The organism is Flavobacterium sp. AK-301, from assembly GCF_058310215.1.
The window spans coordinates 162,359-184,533 of record NZ_JBZEES010000001.1; the positions used below are offsets into that span (position 1 = coordinate 162,359).

The 22,175-nt window shown below is 30.4% G+C and carries 19 protein-coding genes; 5 read left to right on the plus strand and 14 right to left on the minus strand.

Going from position 1 to position 22,175, the window contains the following annotated elements:
- Window positions 1-15 precede the first annotated feature (15 nt).
- Together AC4FQX_RS00720 and AC4FQX_RS00725 are read right to left on the minus strand one after the other, a co-directional pair.
- Window positions 16-2,124 carry a DEAD/DEAH box helicase gene (locus AC4FQX_RS00720; protein ID WP_491165742.1) on the minus strand — a complete coding sequence of 703 codons (2,109 nt, stop codon included), beginning with the start codon at window positions 2,122-2,124 and terminating at the stop codon, window positions 16-18.
- Between the two features lie 3 nt (window positions 2,125-2,127).
- On the minus strand, window positions 2,128-3,051 hold the full coding sequence (locus tag AC4FQX_RS00725; protein ID WP_491165743.1) for a HamA C-terminal domain-containing protein: 924 nt from the start codon (window positions 3,049-3,051) through the stop codon (window positions 2,128-2,130).
- 381 nt (window positions 3,052-3,432) lie between these two features.
- Here AC4FQX_RS00725 and AC4FQX_RS00730 point away from each other — a divergent pair, with 381 nt between their 5' ends.
- The 5 genes from AC4FQX_RS00730 to AC4FQX_RS00750 are packed head-to-tail and all read left to right on the plus strand — an operon-like array spanning window position 3,433 to window position 7,304.
- Window positions 3,433-5,409 (plus strand): PAAR-like protein, encoded by a 1,977-nt coding sequence (locus AC4FQX_RS00730; protein ID WP_491165744.1) that lies wholly within the window; start codon window positions 3,433-3,435, stop codon window positions 5,407-5,409.
- 5 nt (window positions 5,410-5,414) lie between these two features.
- Window positions 5,415-6,161, plus strand: coding sequence for a hypothetical protein (locus AC4FQX_RS00735; RefSeq protein ID WP_491165745.1), 747 nt, complete (start codon window positions 5,415-5,417; stop codon window positions 6,159-6,161).
- Window positions 6,162-6,207: 46 nt separating this feature from the next.
- Window positions 6,208-6,684: a PA0049 C-terminal domain-containing protein gene (locus AC4FQX_RS00740; RefSeq protein WP_491165746.1), complete on the plus strand. Its 477-nt coding sequence runs from the start codon at window positions 6,208-6,210 to the stop codon at window positions 6,682-6,684.
- 3 nt (window positions 6,685-6,687) lie between these two features.
- Window positions 6,688-7,155 (plus strand): hypothetical protein, encoded by a 468-nt coding sequence (locus AC4FQX_RS00745; RefSeq protein WP_491165747.1) that lies wholly within the window; start codon window positions 6,688-6,690, stop codon window positions 7,153-7,155.
- Window positions 7,156-7,163: 8 nt separating this feature from the next.
- The gene (locus tag AC4FQX_RS00750) at window positions 7,164-7,304 is read left to right on the plus strand and encodes a hypothetical protein (RefSeq protein ID WP_491165748.1); all 141 of its coding nucleotides are present in this window, start codon (window positions 7,164-7,166) and stop codon (window positions 7,302-7,304) included.
- 153 nt (window positions 7,305-7,457) lie between these two features.
- Here AC4FQX_RS00750 and AC4FQX_RS00755 read toward each other — a convergent pair whose 3' ends face one another.
- From AC4FQX_RS00755 to AC4FQX_RS00810, 12 genes are all read right to left on the minus strand, one after another.
- Entirely contained in the window at window positions 7,458-8,102 is a 645-nt protein-coding gene (locus AC4FQX_RS00755; RefSeq protein WP_491165749.1) for a 4'-phosphopantetheinyl transferase family protein, read from the minus strand.
- Between the two features lie 17 nt (window positions 8,103-8,119).
- Window positions 8,120-9,277: a molybdopterin-synthase adenylyltransferase MoeB gene (moeB, locus tag AC4FQX_RS00760; protein WP_491165750.1), complete on the minus strand. Its 1,158-nt coding sequence runs from the start codon at window positions 9,275-9,277 to the stop codon at window positions 8,120-8,122.
- 69 nt (window positions 9,278-9,346) lie between these two features.
- Entirely contained in the window at window positions 9,347-10,690 is a 1,344-nt protein-coding gene (locus AC4FQX_RS00765; RefSeq protein ID WP_491165751.1) for a hypothetical protein, read from the minus strand.
- A gap of 2 nt (window positions 10,691-10,692) precedes the next feature.
- Entirely contained in the window at window positions 10,693-11,427 is a 735-nt protein-coding gene (locus AC4FQX_RS00770; RefSeq protein WP_491165752.1) for an outer membrane lipoprotein-sorting protein, read from the minus strand.
- A 15-nt stretch (window positions 11,428-11,442) separates the two neighbouring features.
- The gene (locus AC4FQX_RS00775; protein WP_491165753.1) at window positions 11,443-11,874 is read right to left on the minus strand and encodes a hypothetical protein; all 432 of its coding nucleotides are present in this window, start codon (window positions 11,872-11,874) and stop codon (window positions 11,443-11,445) included.
- A 37-nt stretch (window positions 11,875-11,911) separates the two neighbouring features.
- Window positions 11,912-12,196 carry a ubiquitin family protein gene (locus AC4FQX_RS00780; protein ID WP_491165754.1) on the minus strand — a complete coding sequence of 95 codons (285 nt, stop codon included), beginning with the start codon at window positions 12,194-12,196 and terminating at the stop codon, window positions 11,912-11,914.
- 11 nt (window positions 12,197-12,207) lie between these two features.
- Window positions 12,208-13,452: an ABC transporter permease gene (locus AC4FQX_RS00785; protein WP_491165755.1), complete on the minus strand. Its 1,245-nt coding sequence runs from the start codon at window positions 13,450-13,452 to the stop codon at window positions 12,208-12,210.
- Window positions 13,453-13,458: 6 nt separating this feature from the next.
- Window positions 13,459-14,142 (minus strand): ABC transporter ATP-binding protein, encoded by a 684-nt coding sequence (locus AC4FQX_RS00790; protein WP_491165756.1) that lies wholly within the window; start codon window positions 14,140-14,142, stop codon window positions 13,459-13,461.
- A 40-nt stretch (window positions 14,143-14,182) separates the two neighbouring features.
- The gene (locus AC4FQX_RS00795) at window positions 14,183-14,641 is read right to left on the minus strand and encodes an acyl-CoA thioesterase (protein ID WP_491165757.1); all 459 of its coding nucleotides are present in this window, start codon (window positions 14,639-14,641) and stop codon (window positions 14,183-14,185) included.
- A 39-nt stretch (window positions 14,642-14,680) separates the two neighbouring features.
- A complete protein-coding gene (locus AC4FQX_RS00800; protein WP_491165758.1) occupies window positions 14,681-20,203 on the minus strand; it encodes an SDR family NAD(P)-dependent oxidoreductase in 5,523 nt (1,840 codons plus the stop codon).
- A gap of 28 nt (window positions 20,204-20,231) precedes the next feature.
- Window positions 20,232-21,206 carry a DUF1702 family protein gene (locus AC4FQX_RS00805; RefSeq protein ID WP_491165759.1) on the minus strand — a complete coding sequence of 325 codons (975 nt, stop codon included), beginning with the start codon at window positions 21,204-21,206 and terminating at the stop codon, window positions 20,232-20,234.
- Between the two features lie 15 nt (window positions 21,207-21,221).
- Window positions 21,222-22,166 (minus strand): hypothetical protein, encoded by a 945-nt coding sequence (locus tag AC4FQX_RS00810; RefSeq protein WP_491165760.1) that lies wholly within the window; start codon window positions 22,164-22,166, stop codon window positions 21,222-21,224.
- Window positions 22,167-22,175: the final 9 nt, after the last annotated feature.

Sequence of the window (22,175 nt, forward strand, 5' to 3'; positions counted from 1 at the left end):
AGTATGAATATTTGATTACGATTCTATTTGATTTGTTGCAATTCCATCATAGAAATAATTTAAAATATAATGATCAAAACCATCTAAATCATGAATTTGCCTAATCTCATCTATTCCTATTTGATTAAATTTATCTATTACACCATGAATTGTTAGTTCTTGATTATAAAAATTAATTAGTTCTGCATTATGAATTTTTTTTGAAATCATTCTCGGTAGACCATATTCTTCAAGTTGAAAGACAACCGATGGTAAAAAAGCATGGGAAACATATGAAATAAACTTTGAAATATCATAATTTTTATGTTTCAATAATTCTTTTTGTAAAACATTTACATCTTTTAATAATGAAGCAAATTTAAAAGTTACATTTCTTTCTAATTTAAAAAATTCATCAATCCCTATATCATCAACTTCCAAATCATTTAATAATTCTGGAATTGTTTTTAACCAATTATTTCTTAATACTTTTATAAAAGCAACAAATGTGCTACTTTTTGTTTCCCAAATTCCAAGTTGCAAATTAATAATTTTATATAATGATTTATCCCATTGATTACTATTCATTGAATTTAAATAAGACAATCCATTCCAACTCTCAGGATTTACAGACATATCAATTGCAATAGTTTTTATTAACTCTGAATTACTAGACTGAAAAACAGATTCATCTTTTAATCTATTATAAACCTCACTACCTAAAAGTACTCCCATTTCATCCTGATAGGAAATTATTTTAGCAACTTGTTCCTTAGTTAAAAGTCTATCATATTTTTGTTCATCTAAATCTCCTAAAATTTCTTCTGGAAATTCAATATTTAAAGTAGTTTGGGTATTTACAGGGGGGGTGTCAAGTATATAAATTTTACCAATAAAATGTTTAAACATTCTACCTCCTCTTCCAATTATATTTCTATAAGTAAAATCATTAAGGTTCGAATTTCCGTTTTTATTCATCCATATAATAACATTTTCTGCGGAAGTATTTACACCCTCAATAATAGACGATGTAGAAATAATATTATCAATTCCTGTTTCATCTTCAAATAATTTGACTTGTATTTGACTTAAAGAACGATGTAATCTTCCATTATGAAATCCTGTTCCCTTTTTAATTAAATTTGTCAAACTCCAATTATAATCATAATTTTTCCCTAACCAATCCGAGAATTGGTCTAACAATCCATTGTTTTTGTCTTGAAAATTTAATAAAATTAAATTTGAAATATTCTCTATATTAGTATATGTCCCTGCATAAATAAGTGATTTTGTTTCTTTCTTTTTTAAAATTTCAACTAGCATATTACTTTTAAGCTCTATATCCTTATTAATTTTTTTATAAAGCTCATGTTTTTCTAAATATACAGTATTAAAATCTAATTGAATAAACTCCATATCAGCAGTAAAAGGATTATCTTCTAAGGTCGAAATATTTGGAGCTAAAAAATACTTTTGCTTTGATTTACTTCCAATTTTAATAATTGCTTTGACTAAACTTGGAGACCTCTCTTTATCAAAAAGATTACTTGCTTTATAAAACTCATCAATAATCATTATATCAAAATATTCAACTTTATCTAAATAATTGATTGCCCGTTCTTGTGGAAATATAAAAATGTTTTTTTCTGAAGGTTTAACTTCAGTTGTTGTGATTATTTTATATTCATTTGCAAATTTCTTATATAATCTTCGTCTAGTTTCATCAGTTAAAGCAATAGTAGGAACTATAATTATTACATTTTTAGGTTTCTTTATCTTTATAAACGCATCTATAACAAAACTTTTACCAAAACTTGTTGGTGCACTCACTGCAATATTACGCCCATCCAAAAGTTTTTTTAATAAAAAAGACTGTTCTCTATGTAGTGTTACAGGTTTTTCATCTCCTACATTAACTTTAAAAATTTCATGAATATATCTTTCTTCCCAATTTGAAGTTTTTTGTTGTAAATAAGGAAATAATCCTGTTTCCCTTATTAAATGATTAATTAAAGGAGTATATCCTAATTTTTCAGTGTTATGAAAATCCAATAATTTTATCAATTCTTCTCTAGCTTCATTATCTTTTTTAGAAATCAATAAATCATTTATTATATGACATTTTTCAAATATAAAATTTTCCATGATTTAATTTTTATATACTTGTGCTTTAGCAATAAATTTATCAACAATTATATCTTTTCCAGCAACCGGAAAAAGAATGATATGGAATTTTATTTCAGAATACAAATCAATATCAATACATTCTTTTATTTGTTTTTTAAAATATTCTGTCGCTCTTTCTTTATGATACTCTCTTATTTTATATCTATAGTCTTCATTTATATGAGTTGTCACTTTCGTAATATCACACTCATAAAGTAATAATATTGGAATATTAAGGATTGTTTTAATAGAATCTATTGATTTACTTTTTGATAATGATTTTATTATTTTCTCTCTTAAATCAGGTGAAATTTCTGAAAAATCACTAATATCAGAAAGACTGGTGATAATACTATTTTCTTTTCTAAGCTTCTCTAGAGTTAATGATTCTCTAACAGATTTTACTATTCTATCTAATCTTGCATTCTCAATCGAATTATAAAATTTTGATTCTCCAAACCATAATGAAAAATTATTATCTTTTTCTATTACTATATGAACACTATCAGAACCTTTTGCATTGTCTTGATTGTTCTGTTTATAAAATATTTTAGGTACAATTGGCAGAGCATTATAATATTTCCTCATTATACCGTAAAGTAAGATTTCAGCAATCTCACTCCCTCTTCCAAAGTCTTTTCCCTCCTCAGATAATCTGAGATTTATTGCTGCTTCAGTTAATACTGAATCTTCTCCTTCTAAAGCCAAAGATTCTCTTTCTCTATAACTTAAAGCTGTATCTTTAATATTATTCCAAATAAATTTTTGGAATATATTATATCTCCAACTCCCATTTTCAAAGTCATTAATTAAACTAAAAACTTTTTTATTTTCAATTGGTTCCAAACCACTATCATTTATCAAAACTGAAAATGTATCATTCATTAATATTTCAAAGTCTATCATAGTTCGTTTATATAATTATCCTATATTTATTGTTCCCTACAAAAATACCCTCCTCATCTCGAGTCTTCTTACGGTTTCCCATATTCTCAGAAACTATTTTACTATTCAAAAGAATTAACCTCAAAATCAACTCTAATAACTTTACTAAAATACTGTTTTAAATAATTTTAACACACATAATAAACGGCAAACTAAAACAAAATAGACCATTACTAACAGAATAGTTTACAACTATATTAAATAGTATAAAAATAGAAAGCAAAATTAGAATATAAAAACTATTATACTTTATTTTAAATATAATTTATTACCACAACAATAATTAATTAATTAAAATTAATATATATTTACCAAAATAAAGAAAAAGCATATAAATACTCCATGAAAGAATTCTTTTTAATAAAAAGCACACAATTAAAATGCGATAAAGGAAATGCGATATCAGAACTGGAAGTAACTTCTCAGAACTTTTCTTCCCTTAATGGACAACTAAAAGCAACAGAAGCTGATAAAATACCCAATGAAAATATATTTCCTTTTGGAGTATGTTCTGCTACTCAAAAACCTTGTATTCCCAATCCCGGTGACTGGATCGATACCATAAAATGGTCTGCTGTTAATGGACTTGCCTCTGTTACAGATCAGTCAACGCTTCGTTGTTCATTAGGTGGGATTATATCCTGTCATGAAGCAGGACAAAAAGATCATTTTATCAAAAACGAAAAGAATACTTCCAAGAATCAGGCACATCCTGAAATTATAGATGTACAGTTTTTAGATGTAGAAAACAATACAACAAATTCTATTTGGTACGGAGAAAAGATTAAAATAAAAATTCTGACAAAAGAAGTACCCAACGGAACCAAAATAGCCTTTCAGCTAAAAGCTTATACAGAAAATAAAGACAAAACATTTCCCGAAATAGAGGCTTTACAATGGAATCTGGAACTCAACAACAATCATTGTGAAACGGAATATTTCAAGCTGAATCCTTTATGGCATAGCGAAGATCAGGAATATTATAACTATCAAACCCACACAACCAAAATAGCCTCCGAAAATTTAACGGAGTTTTATATTGAAGGAAACTTCAACAATCGGCTTTTTTCACTTCCTGAAAAGGATAACCGACTAAAACCGATTACCTATTTAAGAAACTATGAAGAGCTGATCGGTTTATTCGATACTGATGACTCTGGAAATAAAGACGATATAAATAATTATGAAAATCACTTTATAAAAAAAAATCCGGAAATACTCGATCTTGTTATAGCGTTTTCCCAATTTATAAATACCACAAAAGAGCTTACCTTTGAACAAATAAAAACCCGTGTAAAACAAGATGCTAAAGCGCTTTGGAATGCTGCCGTTCAACAGGTACAAAACGGTAATCTCGATGATCGTCCTTTATACTGGGCTCGAAATAAAATGCAGGTACGCTTAAAACGACATCCTCTTTTTAAAAACGATATTGATATTGAACATTCTACTGTAAAAGAAAACACCCAACTATCGAAACTAATCCAACTTTTTGAAGAAAAAAGCCGGAATTATACCGGAATTGATTTTAGTAAAGCTCCTAAAGGAGCTAAAAAAGTATTGATTACGGGATTTGATCCGTTTTTATTAAATTCTATAGATCATCCAGATAAAGAGTATTATAATATTCTGCAATCCAATCCTTCAGGAATAGTTACATTAGCTCTAGCCAATAATAATACATTAGGAGCATCTATACAAACCATGATGATCCCAGTACGATATACCGACTTTGATAGTAGTCAGGAACAGAATAAAGGACAAGGAACAGGCATTATAGAAAGGTATATTGGGTCTTTGATTGATGAAATTGATATGATTATTACTGTAAGTCAAAAGTTAAAAGATGATTATCATATTGATGCCTTTGCAATATCAAGAAGAGGTGGTAGTGATGAAAATATGAATTATATAAGACCTGCTAAAAGTCAGGCATTACCAACAAACTATGAATGGATAAAAACCAGTTTACCTGATACTTTTTTAAATGCTCCTTTTGTTAAAAAGGATTTTAAATATGATAATGAACATAATAATAAAGACTTTCCTCCTATAAATAAAATTATTTACAATGGTCCAGGAGGCAATTATTTATCTAATGAAATATTTTATAGGGTAGCAAAATTAAGAGAAGAAAACAGACCTTTATTACAAACTGGGCATTTCCATATTAATAAATATCAAAATGTAAATTACGAATTTGATAGTTTAGGGAATACAATTGTCATTAGTAGAGACGATTTCCAAAATCAACAAGCCATTGATAGTTTAAAAATCGTTAAACAGGCAATAGAAGAAGGAATTAAAGGAATAAAATAAATATTATGAAAAAAATTAATCTTTTGTTTTGCATATTATTTTTTTGTGTTAATTGTTTTGCGCAACAAACTATTAAACTAAGATATGATAAAGAGGAACGTTTTAAGCAATATACTTTTGAAAATATCCAGGACAGTATATATGTATTTCTTCCTCGAAATGAAGGATTTCCATATACCTATGAATTAAAAATGCCATTACCCGATAATTCTTATGCTATTTTAGTAAATGATACTATTGACAAAGAATTTGAAATAAAAAACGGAAAACTTGAGGGTAGTTTAATAGATTATCATAAAGAAATATTAACTTCTAAAAAAGGTCTAAAAACATTTTATTATACAGAAATTAACAACTATAGAAAAGGTATTAAAGACACTATAACTTATAGTTATTATTCAAACAATAAGATAAAATCCAAAATTATTTTATCTAAAGATGATCTATATCAACTCTTTTTTTATTATTCGGAATCTGGTAATTTAACTAGACGAACTTATGTAATTAACAATTTTCGCATTTATGAATGTTTTGATAAAAACTCATCCTTAAAAGAAATTATAACAGACAGAAGTAATATAAGTAATCTGTGGAATATTGATTATAAATACCTAAAAAACAAAACATTAAATGGAAAATATAGATTAAAATCAGATAATAAAACAGTTGAATTAATCTATAAAAAAAATGATTTATTAAGTTTTACAATCTATAATGATAAAAATATAAAAATTTGGAGTTGGAATAAATAATAATCTCGATGATCGCCGTTTTCCCTATAAAAACAGAGGTGGATATATGGATAATCTATTCTGGGGAAATGAAACAGATGGATATAACCATAAGAATTTTAAACAACTTACAGAAGGGGAGGAATTTTATGAAACAACCTTACCCTATAAAAAAATAGTTCCAAATACTAATAAACTAACAGATACATTCTATATCTATTTTAACCAAACTTATAATGAATATCATGGAGGAGATGATGAAAAAATGAAAGAAGGAACTCTTTTAAGAGCAAAGTTAGAAGATATACGTCAATTAAAATCTTATGAAGGCTCAGGAGGAGATTATTTATCCAATGAAATTTTTTATAGAGTAGCTAAAATGAGAACTGAATTAGATTCTAAATTATCTACAGGTCATTTACATATACCTTTAATACAAAGTAAAACAAATTATATTGTAAGAGATCACTCTACAACTATTGATAAAAACCAAAAAATAAATGAATTAGTATTAAAAATACAAGATATAATTAAGACAATATAAATTATGAATCTAAAAATTATAATTATTTTTTTACTTTTTAATTTTATTTCATACGCTCAGCCAAGAAGTGTGAAAAAAAATATTCCAATAGAAAAATACTCTAATGGAAAGTTATTTCTATTAAATTATAAATATGATAATGGTATTAATTACTATTATCTAACAAAAAAAACAACTGATGTAAAAAGAAGTATTTACACAAACGAAAAAGAAGATAATAGTTTGAAATATAATTTAATTTTTATTTATAAAAAAGACACATTGAAATTAAATGTTATTTATGAATTCAGAGATCCTTTAGATATAAGAATTGAAAACTTTAATTTTAAAAAAGGAAAATATAATATTTCATTATCAGATTGTATAAAAGTTATGACAAAAGATAAAGAAAGAATAGAAATACCCTTTATCCTTAAAAATTTTCCTTGTGATTGTATACGCATATCTAAAAAGAAGAATTTTAAAAACTAAAACAGATAATGAAAGAATTCTTTTTAATAAAAAGCACACAGTTAAAATGCGATAAAGGAAATGCGTTATCAGAACTGGAAGTAACCTCTCAGAACTTTTCTCCCCTTAATGGCAAACTAAAAGCTACTGAAACGAAACATCACAAATGAGAATATATTTCCCATTAAAGAAGATTTATAACCTAAAAAAGTTCCAAACGCAAAATGCTCGAAACCTTTCGTGAAAATATCATTTTCAAATTCTTTATTCAAAACTCATAATATCCGCAGTAGTAGCAGACTTCCCCTGAACAGGAACATACTCTACAGAATAAACTCTTCTATTTTTATTTGAGAAAGAATTTCTTTATTATCTGTCTGTACTGCTAAGGAACAGGAATAATCCGGAATACTATTTAATGTATACAGTTTATAATATTCTTTATTTAATTTTACCCAATCAGAATCAAACACAATTTTTTCAAAATCAGCTGCATCGTTGTTTAAACATTTATAAACAGCTTCTCTTTTTGTCCAATACTTATAAAATTCATTTACAGGATCCGGATCTGAGATAATATTCTCAACTATTACTTTAGGAAATGTTGTATCCAGGCAATCCATCTGAATTGCATCGATATATTCGATATCGACACCAATACTTCTGTTAGATACTGCTACAATAACAAAATTCTTTGAATGCGAAATACTAAATTGTAGGTCTGTACATTCTTTATAAAAAAGGGGCTTATTTCTTATATTGGTATAGAGAGTATAATAAGGATACTTATTTTTTTTCAGGAGCCAATATAATATTATTTTTCCTAAAGCACTTAACTGGATATCCTGAGACTGCTTATATTTAAAAATACTTTCTGCATTTTCTATATACTTTGAAATTTTTTTATACAATCCCAAAACGGTATCATATTGTTCTTTACGCAATTCAGAATACCCAATAAGAATCATGTTTATCCCTTTAAAAATCAACAATATTCCTCATAAACTCTATAAGGAGGATATTTAGCACTATCGTTACAGGAACAATAAGGACAATCTTCCGCTTTAGTAATGGTATAGGTTTGAAAATCTATTGTTTTTGCATCATAAACTACTAGTTTAGAGGTTAAATTATCCATTCCTAAAATAATTTTTAAGGCTTCTGTGGCACATAATGTTCCTATAATTCCGGGTAAAACACCTAAAACACCCGCTTCAGAACAAGACTGAGCAAATTCAGGAGGTGGCGGTGTTGGATATAAACATCTGTAACATGGAGCTTCTTCACTATAAGCAGGCCAAAAAGTCGTTACCTGACCGTCGAACATAAAAACGGAACCATGAACGTTTGGAATTTTTAATTTGACACAGGCATCATTCACTAAATAACGAGTCGTAAAATTATCGGTACCGTCAATAACAAGATCAAACTGTGAAAAAATTTCTTCTACATTTTCGGCAGTAAGTCGCTCTTGAAATGCCTTAACAGTAATACCCGGATTAAGTGCTTGTATTCTCTCCCGGGCTGAAACTACTTTTGCTTGTCCTACGGACTGATCGGTATGTATAATTTGGCGTTGCAAATTCGTACGATCAACAAAATCGTTGTCAATAATGCCTATTGTTCCCACTCCGGAAGCTGCTAAATAGTATAAAACAGGAGAACCTATTCCTCCTGCTCCTACTACTAAAACTTTTGCTTTTAATAATTTTGCTTGTCCTTCTTTACCAATTTCAGGAATAATCATATTTCGTTTGTACCGTTCTATATCTGCCTCACTCATCTGAAAAGGAATTTCAACTGGAAGACCGGCATTTTTCCATGCTCCAAAACCTCCTTTAACTGAAAGTACATTTTTATATCCCATATCCTGAAGAGATTTGGCTGCAAACAAAGATCTTTTACCGGATTGACATAGTAACAGAATTGGTTGTGAACTATCTGATATGAACTGATTTATTTTCATTTCAAGCATTCCTTTAGAGACCTGAAGTGCATTTAAGGGGCTTCCTGAACGAACTTCATCCTGATCGCGTATATCTAATAAACAGACTCCTTCTTTTTGTCGTTTATACGCTTCTTTCACTTCTATATCCTGTATTTCATTTACTAATAATTGTAAATAAGTATCTAAGTTTCTCATAGCTATAAAGTTTAGAGTAAATTTTTAATTTGTTTCCTGTTTTCGGTTAACCGTTCTATACTATATCATTTAAAATCTATAGGTTAAACCCAGCATACATTGATTTTTAATCAATCGTGTAAAATCTGTATTCTTATTTCCTTCATTCAGTAAAAATACAGTAAAGAACTCCAGTGAATCCAGTACATTCCATTCTAATACGCCTGAAAACTGGTGACTGTTATCGTCTAAACAATGAAAATAGCGAACATAGTAATTGATTTTGTTTAGAAAATCATTTTGACCCAACTGCGTAAACAGGTAATTATTTCTTATAAACATCATTCCTGTATTAATGGCTCTTCCCATATTGAGTGCTGAAAGTTCTCCAATACTTCCAAATGTATAATTTGATGCTGTATTAATCATTTCATAATACCGATCTGCTTCTTTTTCTTTAAAACCTTTTCCATTATAATAGTATTCTACATTCAAGGTAGGACCAAACCTAAAGGTATAAGAGGAGCCGATAAGTCCCTGAAAAAAACGCTTATTATTTTGATCGTAATTAACCATTTCATAATTGATTAAATGGGCTAAATCTTCGTTTGGGGCTGCCGGATAAAAACGACGGGGTTTGTATTCTAAAGCTCCATCAAACCAAATTACTATTGCTTTTCCAATATTTTTTTGAGCATAGGAACCTATACCCCAATATTGATCTTCATCTGCTGCAAAAATAGTCCCAACTTGAAATGAATTACCATAATAATCTGTTTGTATGGCACATTTTCTGTTAAATGAAAAAAACGGTTTTTTCAATAGATCATTTTCTCCGCGTCCTAAATTGGCAATAACAGAGATATTTAAATTATTTACATCGTTTAAACTCATTTCGACAAAATCCATCGGCTGAATTTCCAACTTTGGATTTAACGACACGGAATTTAAAAAAAACAGATTACTGGGGTTAATTACATTCGATGTACCCATGCTCCTAAAATACCGCCCCATTCGGATTTTTAATTCATTAGCCAATTGATAATCTAACCGAAGTTGCTGGAACAGAAAATGATCTGTTTCATATCTCTTTTTCAACTGGTTATATTCCGTATTCCAACGAGGTTGTATATTTAGATCTAATCCTTTCCATATTGCTTGCAATTTTGGTTTAATAAACAAACCAAAATCGGTATGGTCTAACGTAGCGATATGATTACCAAAGTTTACCGTATGGTTTTCTTCTTTAAAATTCATCAATCTGACAAAAGGCAACAAATCAACAGAAATATCCCATTTCACTTGTTTTTCCGATAAATTATCTATTAGACCGAAAGTAACTCCATTGAACGGAACCGAACCGTCAGCCTGCGTATACGATTCCGAACAGATTACAAAAACGAGTATTACTAATAGGATGCCTTTTATTCTCATTCTTATTTATCAAATTTTGAAATTGGTATATTTGAAAAACGAAATGACGACAATTCTAATGTGGTATAATCTTGTGAATTAACATCATCTTTCATACTAATTTTCGATACAAACTTTATAGGTGCTCCTTCATAATTCACTACATTATTATATTCAAAAGTAGCTGTCTTAAGCTGCTTACCGGCTTTCGCAAAATACTCTGCTTTTAATGCCAAATTTTCTTTTTTATCTATATAGTAGTTGATTTTATAATACGAGACATAGTTATTCTTCGCTATAAGCTCAAAAACATAGCATTCTGCTCCATTTAACTGCTCTTCTTTCACGGATTGTATCGTATAATCATAATAATAATTAGCATTAGATACATCTGCATTTGCTGCAGACCCCGTTAAACGTTGTCTTCCTGATATGGGAATTTGTTTTTCAACTCCTTTTTTAGAAAACCACATTACATTATTACGAACTAATAATTTTTGTCCTTCAAATTTTTTGGGTGTAAGAAAAGAGATTAGAACAAATTGTTCTTTTTGTGTCGTTTTTGCTTCTACAAAAAGACCAATTTCATTTTCGATTATATTTTGCTTATAATTTTTTACAAGAAGATCCCAGCTTACACTTTCTATATGACCTGCCCGATGCAAATCAGCATTTCGTATAATCTCATAATCCTTTTCCGTTTGTCCGTAAAAAATCCCCGTAAAAATTAATAATAAGAATACTATTCTTTTTTTCATATCATTTTAATTAAATTAATTGTTTAAAAATTGTCCTATTAACGACGCTGCCATACTGAGAAAAAAAGTAATATAAGCACGTATAATATAAAATTTGAAAATTCTGTAGGCTTCAGCATCTGTAGAAAATTGTATTTTTGGCCATGCCACCATTGTCCCATATAGTGTAGATGCTGTCATAAAAATTAAGCAAACTATCTTCACTACCACTAACACTGTTCCTACAAAATTATCCGGAGGTGATAAATAAAGTAATCCGGCTCCTGAAAACCAAAGTACAAAAACACCTGTATATATATTTGGGAAAACACGTTTCCCCTGACCAACAATAAACTTAAAAGGAAATCTTCCTTGAGACATGCTTTCTCTTGCTGCAGGCCAATCTACTCTTGCCATCATATATACTGATCCTCCCCAAATAATAGCAGCAATCAGATGAATACTCAATAAAAATCTTTTAACAAACACCATTATCTCCATAACTTTATCCTCCTGCTCTGGCTAATAACAAACTAACTGTATCATTATTCTGAATTGTTGAGTTAATTCCTTTTAACTTCTTTATATTATCGGCTCCTATAAACATATTGAAAAAAGGACGGATTTCTCCTTCCTCATCAATTAAACGGTTTTTGATATCGCCATACTTTTCATCAAGAAAGTTGATCATATCTAATAAATTATTCCCTTCAAAGTCAATCTCATGGACATTATTAATTAATTTTGATAACTGACTTGGGAATTTAACTTTAACACGAATTGTCTCCATATCTTAAAAAATTAGTTGTTATAATTAAGTGAGTTAATTACTTTTTGACCAGCAATTTTTCTAGCGGCTAAAAAAGAAGAAAATATACTTACTATCATAAAAATAATAAAAACCTGAACAATCTTCGGAATAGTAAGAATAAGATTAATAGGCACTTGTACTGATGCAACTGGAGGAATAAAGGAAATGTTTAATAACTGTAACCCTATTTTTACCAGTAACAAAACTATCATTCCGATTGTACATCCTATAATTCCCATTATAAAACCTTCTATACAAAACATTCTGACAATATTTATTCTAGTCATTCCAATAGCTTTTAATGTACCTATTTCTTTCGTTCTCTCATTAACATTCATTTGCATAGTATTTAAAATCGTCAATAAAACAATAACTGAAATAATAATTGAAAGAACTCTGAAAATGATCCCAAACATTCCTTTGACTTTCTCATAGGAAAAAGAAAGTTTATTCCAAGTCTCTGACTCCACTTTAAACCCTTTCTCTTTTAACTGTTGGATAACCTCAGCCTGAGTTTGCGCCAGTTTATTGAAATCTTTTACCGTTACAATTAATTTTTGGGCACCGTCTGTATCATATAATTCCTGAATTAATTTTAAATTGGTCAAAATAAATTTATCATTAGTAGCCGGGTTTCCTGTATTATAAATTTTCCCTATTTCAACATCAACAGCATTAGCAATTCCATCTTTAGTAGATGTTAAAAGTGTCAATACATCTCCTATTTTCATTTTAAGATTATTGGCTAATTCTTCAGAAACAGACACAATGTTTTCAGAACCTGAAGGTAAATTTGCAGTATTTTCATGATTTACCCGACCATCTACATTGGTCCTGAACAACTCCATATCATGTGACGGATTAATTGCCTCTGTCATAAAAATCGTAGATGTAGTACCATTACTAACCAACCCATTTAAATTAATTCTAGGAGTAACGATAGCTGTATTTGAATTAGAATGAATGATTTTCTCAATGTCTTCTAATTCCTTTTTATTCCATAAAAAATCTTCAGGAGAGACTTTCCCTTTTTCTGAAAAGCCTTCTTTTACTATAATAAAGTGTCCTAAACGATCATTGACAATAGCTTGTTCTTTTAATTTTGAGAATATGTGATTCAGCATACCTCCTATTGTACCAAGAGCTGTAAATCCTAAAGCAATTGTAAAAATCGTTACAATAGATCTTTTACTATTTCTGGTAATATTTCGAAATGCAAGTTTATAATAATTCATAATTCATTATTTAATTTGACCGTCTACTAAATTTATGCTGTAATTAACCTCATTAATTACCTTTGGATCATGAGTTGAAAAAATAAATGTAATTTTCTTTTCCTGATTTAATCTTTTCATCAATTGTATAATTTCCATTCCTGTTTTACTGTCTAATGCTGATGTCGGCTCATCTGCAATAACTATTTTAGGATCTGTAACTAATGCTCGCGCTATCGCTACTCTTTGTTTTTCTCCTCCACTAAGTTGTTGTGGTTTGTGGTCAAAATGTTTTTCCAGCCCGAGTTCCGAAAGAATATTTTTCGCCTTATCTAAACTTGCTTTTGAATATTTACCGTTATTTTTAATTTGTAACGCAAAAGCAACATTTTCAACAGCGGTAAGCACCGGGATTAAGTTGAAACTCTGAAAAACAATTCCAACTTTAGTACTTCTAAATTGCCCTACCTCTTTTTCAGTAAAATTTCCAATGTTTTGATTTTCATACAATACTTTCCCTGAAGTTGGAAAATCAATAAAAGAAATTAAATTAAGTAAAGAACTCTTACCACTGCCGGAGGGTCCTGTAACAGCAATAAATTCTTCTGAATGAATTGCCCAATTAATATTATCTAATGCTTTTACCTGTTTACTCCCTATTTGATAGATTTTATCAACATTTTGGAATTCAATTAATTTTTTATTTTTCATACTTATACTTGTATTTAAAAGATTTCATATCTTCTTTCATTTAAAAAATGTTATATTCCTCAAATACTCTAAATATAGAATCCGGAAAACTTACAGGAATCATCTTATCATCTACGTTTTTCATAGCGGCAGTTCCCTGAGACCCTTTACAAACTAATGTTAATGTATTATCCTCTTCTTGCTTATAATACTCGAAACGCATCAATAATCTACTATTACTTTTTGCTTCTAAAAACATTTTTATAACTACAGTATCAAATGCAAATAGCTGGGAAATATATTGTACACTTAAATCTATAGTAATAAGAGCTAATCCATTATTAATTTCCTCAATAATATCCGGGCAATATTCATATAAAAAATGTTCTCGACATTTCCCTTGCCAAACAACGAAATTGGCAAAATAGATATTTCCAACTACATTCGTTTCCTCAAACGTGGTAATGAATTTATATTCATAATAAGTCTCAGACGATCCGCCTGATATAATCATTGGCATAACTTAAAATTTTAATTTTTTATAATTTATATCTATAATTTATTGATAAGCCTCAATTTCACTCAGAATTTCCAAAGTTACTTTTTCATCTACACCACTTATTGTTAAAACCATACGTTCTACTGCATTTTCATTATCTTTTACTATCCCTTTTTGAAAAAAAAGAGTAAATGATTCTATATTAATTTCAACAGTATTCAATTCATCAATTAAATCTAATTGGTCACGTAAAGAATCATTAACTATTTTCAAATCTGTATTTTGAGATAAGTGGCGTAACTTATATTCTATAAATGCCATTAATAAGTTTTTATCCCATTCTCCTTTAAAATGAGTTCCTTTTACCCGTGTCAAAACTAGTTCCTGCCACCATTGATATATTTTTCCATTCTTATCGACTATATAAACATCTATTGCTGTTTCAGCTCCTTTTTCATAAAGTTCTTTTGTTAGAATAAAAAGAGATTCCTCTGATTGAAGATTAGAAAAATAGATGTTTTTAGCCCGAACAGGTAATAAGCGTTGTGAAGGTCGACATACCTGATGACAATGAATAGCTGCATCATTTAATCCGGCATCGCCTAATAGTAATTTTGATGGCAATAAAGAACTAAACCAGTCATCTGTTAAGCTTGTTGACGCTTTTGCCATTGAATTAAGCGAATCAATAGTATAGAATTTCTTAATTCTTCTAAACGGACCATGATGAAACAGTAAATCATCATAAAATTTCTCAGAAACATTCAATTCTATCGGAGATAATGCAGAAGAGTCAAAATCAAGATGTGGTAAATCCAACTGTTTATCATAATTAATACGAGCTTCAAAACAATTGACTTCAAAATTCGAATCTTCACTTTGCACTTTTACAACGATACTTTTTTCCGAAACCCTGGTAGCAATAAATCGAATTATATTAGAATTGGCATGAGGTATAAAAATAGGATTCTGTATTTGTAAATCTTCAATACAATACTGATTCGAATCAGAATACAGTATGCTTGCCACCTGTACCATTCCTTCCAATATCATCACAGTAGGGAAAATATACTGCCCGTCAACTACGTGATTTTTCAAATAAAGATCAGTCTCTAGATTGATCAATACATTAGAAACAACTTCTAAACCTGGTGTAAACTGACTTATATCTTCAATAAATCTTCCTACCGGTAATTTATGTTTTACAAATTGTAAAGTTGGTAATTTTCCATACCGCCCTGAAACGATATATTTTCCACTTTGTAAAGTTAAATCACACAGGATACTTTTCAGAATCATCAAACCATTTTCTACAGGTATTGGCCAAATTCCCTGTTTTTTTAAGGTCCCGATCGTATTTAAATTTATCCCCATCCCTATCTCATCCCAAATCGACCATTCAATGGTTACACTTTTACAAGATGGATATTTCTGCGCAAAATCTTCTATATAATTGGCTAATTGGCAATTTGCCCAGGCATAATCAGCATTGCCATGCATGCCACTTTCAGCTATAATAGAACCGTATCCAACTAATAGTTTTAAATTTAAAGGTTTTAACTCAGATAGTAAATTGTTTAATCCGTTTACTTTTATATTTTCTGTAAATTCAAAATCGCCTATTGTTAAATTATCTATTAATTTTGGCTTATTGACACCTGCCCCATGGAGCACTGCTGTCACTATTCCCAATTCTTTTTCTATTGAACCTATACTCGCTGCTAATTTTTCTTTATCTAAAATATCTGCCGAATAATATTTAAATTCAATTTTATGTTCTGTCAACTGATTCAGATTAGCAACAAGAGCATCATCCTGATCAGGATCAGATCGTCCTATAATTGCTAATTTAACATTCGTAGCTAAAGCAATGAATTTCGCAGACTCGAATGTAATTCCTTTACCCCCGCCGGAAACCAATAATACATCATCTGCAGTTAACAGATTCCAATCTGTTTTTTTAGGAAAAATAGGCTCACATTCTGATTCAAAACGACCTTCCTTAGTATAAATAACTTCTTTATATTTAGATCGATACGTAATTTCTTCTACTATTTTTGGCAGAGTATCTTCCGAAAGTTCATCGAACTGAACAACAAACATTTTTAGAAACGGCTGTTCCTGCTGAAATGTTCTGAATATAGGTTTTAAATCTCCTGTATGTTCACAATCAGCAATTTCTATTAGAGTTATAAATTCGCAAGATCGAATTTCATTCGATTTTAAAAACGCTAAAAACGGTTCTAAATTCGCTTTAGTTTCACTCATCTTATAGATATAAACAGCCCCTGTACCTAATGCTATACTCTCTAAATCAAGATATGATTTAAGAGAAGAGACTAATTCTAAGTCCCCCTTTACACTAATTTGCCCTTTTTTATGTTGTACTCGTGTTTTTATTGTTTTTTTAGTCGTATTTACTCTTTTAAAAACATGTGTCCAGTTGGGAGCAAGCTCCATATTAACTAATCGTTCCGAACTAACACTATTTATCGATTTTTCTCCTTCAAAAATTAATCTACTTATATCTTGTATCGTTCCATCTTCATTAGCACGCAAAATTGCCTTAGAATATACTTCATGACTTTTATTAAACGCTTTAGTTGTCAAAGAAATAATTTCGGTAATAGCCAAAGAATTGATATGAAGCTGAGATAAAATATGATCCTGATCGGCAATCATATCAACAGGAATATCAGTACTGTCACTAATCAGATTTTTAATATAAGAGGCAATCCTTTCTATAGATTTTGGTTCCTGTTGCGTTTCTAAACTAACCTCCGTTAAAGAGTTCTCTTTCTTTTTTGAAACTACAGCCTGTTTAGAAGCAAAATGGGTTACTAAATCAATACCCGCTATTATTTCACAGGGGTTTTCAAAAACATCTAATTGCCATTTCTCTATATCAAAAGGACGGCTAAAACGATTAGCAAATAGTTTTTCAAAGGCTACATCCTGTCCGGAAATATATCCGGCTGCTAAGATCTTTAAAAAGCCTTCCAGCGAATCCGATCTATAATTCAGCGAAATAACATGAATGTCTTTTTCTTTTTTTAATGAATTCGACAATGCTTCTCCGCCACCCACTTCAAAAAATAATTTAACCTGCTGTTTTGCAGTGTTAACAGCTTGTATAAAACGTACCGGTTTTTCTATTTGATCCGCTAGATACTGCTTTATATCCGTTTGAGCAGTCATTATTTCACCCGTAACAGTAGAAACCATGTTTTTACCCGGAGATTTAAAAGTATATTTTTCAATACACTTTCCAAATTCATCTGCTGCTGCTTTCATTAATGGAGTATGAAAAGCATGTGAAACATTTAATCTGGAAAAAGCAATTCTGTTTTCCAGTAATTTTTTTTCCAGTTCCTCTATTACCTGTCCATTACCCCCTACTACAAAATCTTCACTTCCATTATATCCCGTAATATAAACCTGATAAGACTTAATTACTTGAACTAAAGTATTATACTCACAACGAACTGCTAATAAAACACCTCCTTTTTGACCAAGATTTGACATAATCTGATCCCTTTCTCCTGCTAATTCAACCGCTTTTTGTGCCGATATCATTTCTGCCCATGATAAACACGCAATTTCACCAAGACTATGACCTATCCCTACTTGAGACTGAATACCAAATGTCGATAACAAACGAATGGATTCTAAACTATGATTTGTTATTAAAGGTTGTATTTCAGAGACATTCAACGTAGAAACAATAGAGGTTTGCTCCTTTTCTTTAGTATTTAATAAAATTTCAAAAGCCCCTTTACTTCCGGAAATAGCTCCTCCTTGCCCCGGGAATAAATATGCCGTTCGTAAAATCTGTCCGCTTGTATGTAAAAAAATCCCTTTATCAATATCAATATGCAAATGATTCCCTGCAATTAATATATTCAACAATGAATTCGCTTTAGTTTGTAAAGATTCTGATGATGATGCGACTAAAACGCATTTCCATTTTTTTTGCTTATTCAGCTTTCGAATTAATTCAGCAGAAAGATCTGTAAATTCAGAGCGGGAAATATGTTCTGAAATTTCACGAACTCTTTCTAGTTTTTGCAATAAATTCTCATAACTATCTGCAGAAAAAGGAAAAACCTCATAGTTTTTTACAACAGGAATATTAGGACTCGCAGCTATTTTTTTTGCTTGAACAGACACGTTTTGATTTTTCACAGGAGCAGGGGCTTCAAGTGTTAAATGCACATTTATTCCTCCAAACCCAAAAGAGGATACTCCTGCACGTAAAACTTCTTTACGATCCCAAACCATAGGCTGCGTAATGGTAGTTAAAATGGCTTCATTATTTTCTAAAACAGGATGCTTGGTTATCGTTTTTTTAGAAGCCGGTATAACTCCTTTATATATTGCCATCGATGTTTTAATCAATCCAGCCACTCCTGCTGCCGCTTTTGTATGCCCTATTATTTGTTTAACGGATCCTACAATCGCCGGATACTTTCGTTCACTTTGGTTTAATTTGCTAATAATAGCCGAAAGCTCAACATCATCTCCAACAGGCGTTCCGGTACCATGAGCTTCAAACATTGCAACATCTGCAATAGTGTAATTTGCTCGGTTATATGCTCTTTCTAATGCCAGAGCCTGCGTTTCCGTTTTCGGACGAGTTACCCCTCCTTTACCGTCAGATGAAATTCCCCAACCTTTAATAAGCGAATAAATTCGATACCCCTTTTTTCGAGCTTCAGATTCCCGCATCATAACTACCATTCCACATCCTTCACCAGGCCAGAAACCTTGAGGTTTTGCACTAAACACTTCCATTTCAGTATGCGCTAAAGCACCATTACGCGCAAAACCAATCATTTCAAAAGGATCAATACTTACATCCACTCCACCTACTATTGCGATATCTAAATTGTTATTTAAAAGAGCCTCACATCCGTTAACAACGGAAAGTAATGATGATGAACAAGCACCATCAACTGTATATCCCCCTCCTTTAAAATCATAATAATTACAAATTCGACCGGCAATAGTATTACTTAAACCACCAGCTAACGTATCGGCATCCGGTTCAGGAAAAGGTGCTTTATAGTTTTGTTCCGTTATGTTTAAAATTGTATCAATATCCTCTTCTTTATAATTAAGCCCTTGTAAAGTAGAATATAAAACACGATAAACATACGGCCAACGTAAACGCATAATATTAGCTCTTGTAAATTCTCCATTAAGAGAATTTCCTATAATCACACCTATTTTTTCCTTATCTATATCTTTCTCTAAAGATATTCCCGCATCTTTCATCGCTTTTGTTGCAACATCAAGTGCTAACCAATGCGCTAAATCAGTTTGCTCATAGGTCGATTTTGAGATTTTATATTTATACCGATCAAAATGATATCCGGTAATAACTGCTGCCATTTTAGAATAGGTAGAATCCACATCAGATGTATTAGCTGAATGATAAAAGTTTAAATTGAATCTTTTATCAGGAATTCTACGAAATTGTTGTCGAAGATGAATAATATTCTCCCAAAACTCATGAATATTACTTGCTCCAGGATAACAACAATCCATACCTACTATAGCAATGGCTTCATTTGTTTTCATAATCTTACTTTTTTAAATAGTAAATAATCTATTCTTCTACCAAAACCTGATGATTTTGTTTAACCCAATTACGAAGATCTTCGAAGAAGACCTGTAGAGAATGTTTACCATTAATATATCTTTGTCCGTTTAAACGCTCATTAGCTTCATTAGCAAATTGATGACATTCTTTAGCTGATTTCCCTGTCAAAATTCGCTCTGTAGTATCAGTAACATGTGGGTTTTTAGCAATATCCCTTGTATGCGTAGCTAATATAGACCCCTCTCCTAGCATAGGATAAAATTCTCCTGCCAATTCTTTTAGTTTCTGTATATTTTCCTCAGACACACCTCCTGCATAAGTAGAAGCTAACCCAACTCCTGCCCAAACACCGGGTTGTCTGTTTTTAGGAAATTTCAATACTGTTTGCTGTATTTTAAACGGATTACCCCCAGTTAAAAACCAAACCGCTCTTCCTACTCCATTATCATAACATTCTAAATAAAACAGATCTTTCTGTACATTTTCAGGAACATATAATTCGTCAATCCCTTTTTTTGATTTGAAATAAGCATAATAAAACCCTATTCCGTTTAAAATCAACAATCCACTTGTTGGAGAAGCTTTCTCTAAAAATTTTTCAAAAGGGCGGTTAAAGAAAACTCCTGAAGCAATCCCTGCTCCTATATAAGACATATATTCATGGTTTTTACCACCACCTTTTATAAAATTCCAAAATCTGTTTTTATTTGTTAATGAAAATAGATCCAGAGTATATAATCCCATACCTACTCCTTCATTATAAAAACCTGATAATTCATTTGTTACAGTTTCTCTATGAGTAAAAAGATCCTCTGAAAGTCCAGTTTCCAAAGCAGTATTATAACCTGAAACAACTACTTTAGCTACCAGTTCCAGACGTTTTTGTGCCGGTTCTCCTTTTTCAAAATTTCTTTTCTCAAAATTTGCTTCATTCAACGGTAAAGCAAATAATAATCTTCTGAATATCTTATATTTATTCATCTTTACTTTTTTTAATTAAACAATAGTTGCTTCCTCTTCTATTTTCTCTTCTATTTTCTCTGAAATTAAATCCGCTCCTGTCATAGATTCTAGAAATCGTTTCTCTCTATAATTTATAATTGCGAAATACAATCCTCTTACCAGACAAACTATAACTAAAGAAAAGAATAGATTATACACAATATGTAACTCAACTGTAATTCCATACACAGCAGCTACTGCTAACCCAAATAAAACCTGATTTTTCTTTTTAAAAGGCGTTGTAGCCGGATCACTAACCATATAAAATGTAAATAATAGAAAAGCGACACCTGCCATTACTCCTAATGCCGCCATCGTTGCGGTATTAAAAATATAAGTACGTATAACCGCTTGTAATACAAATCCACCAAGCCATCCTATTATTAAAGGCATTTTTTTAGTATAATTTATATTCAATGATGTTCCTAAATAAATGAAAATCCCAACAATAAACCAGTCCCAAAAACCAGAAGTTATTTCAGTATATTGATATGGTGGCGCGGGTCCAACTGCAGGAAATACTAAAAATAAAGCTACAACTCCAGTATTAGAAGGGTTTAAGAAATGCTTTACCTTTCCATTTATCCTTATTCTAAATATATATTTAGAAAGAATTGCTACAGCTACGCCAAATATTACAAATCCAAAATAAGTGTTGGTGAACGTAAGCATAGATACCGCTAGTGAAGTTATATGAGCCGGTAATAAGAATATAATAAATTTTTTAATCCCTCCATAAAAAGCAGGCTCTCTGTTATCTATCCGAGCTGTGATATATTCCATAAAAATTTCTAAACTATACCCGGTCAACAAAGCAATAAAAACATGAGCATAAGATTGCTCAAAACCTAAATACAAATGCCCTATAACATTTAATGTCGAAATTGATAAGGCAAAACGAACAAGTGCAGGAACTCTTAAATCAACTTTTTTTGTCATAACTTTAAT

Bases quoted from the DNA above. Each gene is read 5' to 3' on its own strand.
- AC4FQX_RS00720 (WP_491165742.1), bottom strand. From the start codon at position 2,124: ATGGAAAATTTTATATTTGAAAAATGTCATATAATAAATGATTTATTG.
- AC4FQX_RS00725 (WP_491165743.1), bottom strand. From the start codon at position 3,051: ATGATAGACTTTGAAATATTAATGAATGATACATTTTCAGTTTTGATA.
- AC4FQX_RS00730 (WP_491165744.1), top strand. From the start codon at position 3,433: ATGAAAGAATTCTTTTTAATAAAAAGCACACAATTAAAATGCGATAAA.
- AC4FQX_RS00735 (WP_491165745.1), top strand. From the start codon at position 5,415: ATGAAAAAAATTAATCTTTTGTTTTGCATATTATTTTTTTGTGTTAAT.
- AC4FQX_RS00740 (WP_491165746.1), top strand. From the start codon at position 6,208: ATGGATAATCTATTCTGGGGAAATGAAACAGATGGATATAACCATAAG.
- AC4FQX_RS00745 (WP_491165747.1), top strand. From the start codon at position 6,688: ATGAATCTAAAAATTATAATTATTTTTTTACTTTTTAATTTTATTTCA.
- AC4FQX_RS00750 (WP_491165748.1), top strand. From the start codon at position 7,164: ATGAAAGAATTCTTTTTAATAAAAAGCACACAGTTAAAATGCGATAAA.
- AC4FQX_RS00755 (WP_491165749.1), bottom strand. From the start codon at position 8,102: ATGATTCTTATTGGGTATTCTGAATTGCGTAAAGAACAATATGATACC.
- moeB (WP_491165750.1), bottom strand. From the start codon at position 9,277: ATGAGAAACTTAGATACTTATTTACAATTATTAGTAAATGAAATACAG.
- AC4FQX_RS00765 (WP_491165751.1), bottom strand. From the start codon at position 10,690: ATGAGAATAAAAGGCATCCTATTAGTAATACTCGTTTTTGTAATCTGT.
- AC4FQX_RS00770 (WP_491165752.1), bottom strand. From the start codon at position 11,427: ATGAAAAAAAGAATAGTATTCTTATTATTAATTTTTACGGGGATTTTT.
- AC4FQX_RS00780 (WP_491165754.1), bottom strand. From the start codon at position 12,196: ATGGAGACAATTCGTGTTAAAGTTAAATTCCCAAGTCAGTTATCAAAA.
- AC4FQX_RS00785 (WP_491165755.1), bottom strand. From the start codon at position 13,452: ATGAATTATTATAAACTTGCATTTCGAAATATTACCAGAAATAGTAAA.
- AC4FQX_RS00790 (WP_491165756.1), bottom strand. From the start codon at position 14,142: ATGAAAAATAAAAAATTAATTGAATTCCAAAATGTTGATAAAATCTAT.
- AC4FQX_RS00795 (WP_491165757.1), bottom strand. From the start codon at position 14,641: ATGCCAATGATTATATCAGGCGGATCGTCTGAGACTTATTATGAATAT.
- AC4FQX_RS00800 (WP_491165758.1), bottom strand. From the start codon at position 20,203: ATGAAAACAAATGAAGCCATTGCTATAGTAGGTATGGATTGTTGTTAT.
- AC4FQX_RS00805 (WP_491165759.1), bottom strand. From the start codon at position 21,206: ATGAATAAATATAAGATATTCAGAAGATTATTATTTGCTTTACCGTTG.
- AC4FQX_RS00810 (WP_491165760.1), bottom strand. From the start codon at position 22,166: ATGACAAAAAAAGTTGATTTAAGAGTTCCTGCACTTGTTCGTTTTGCC.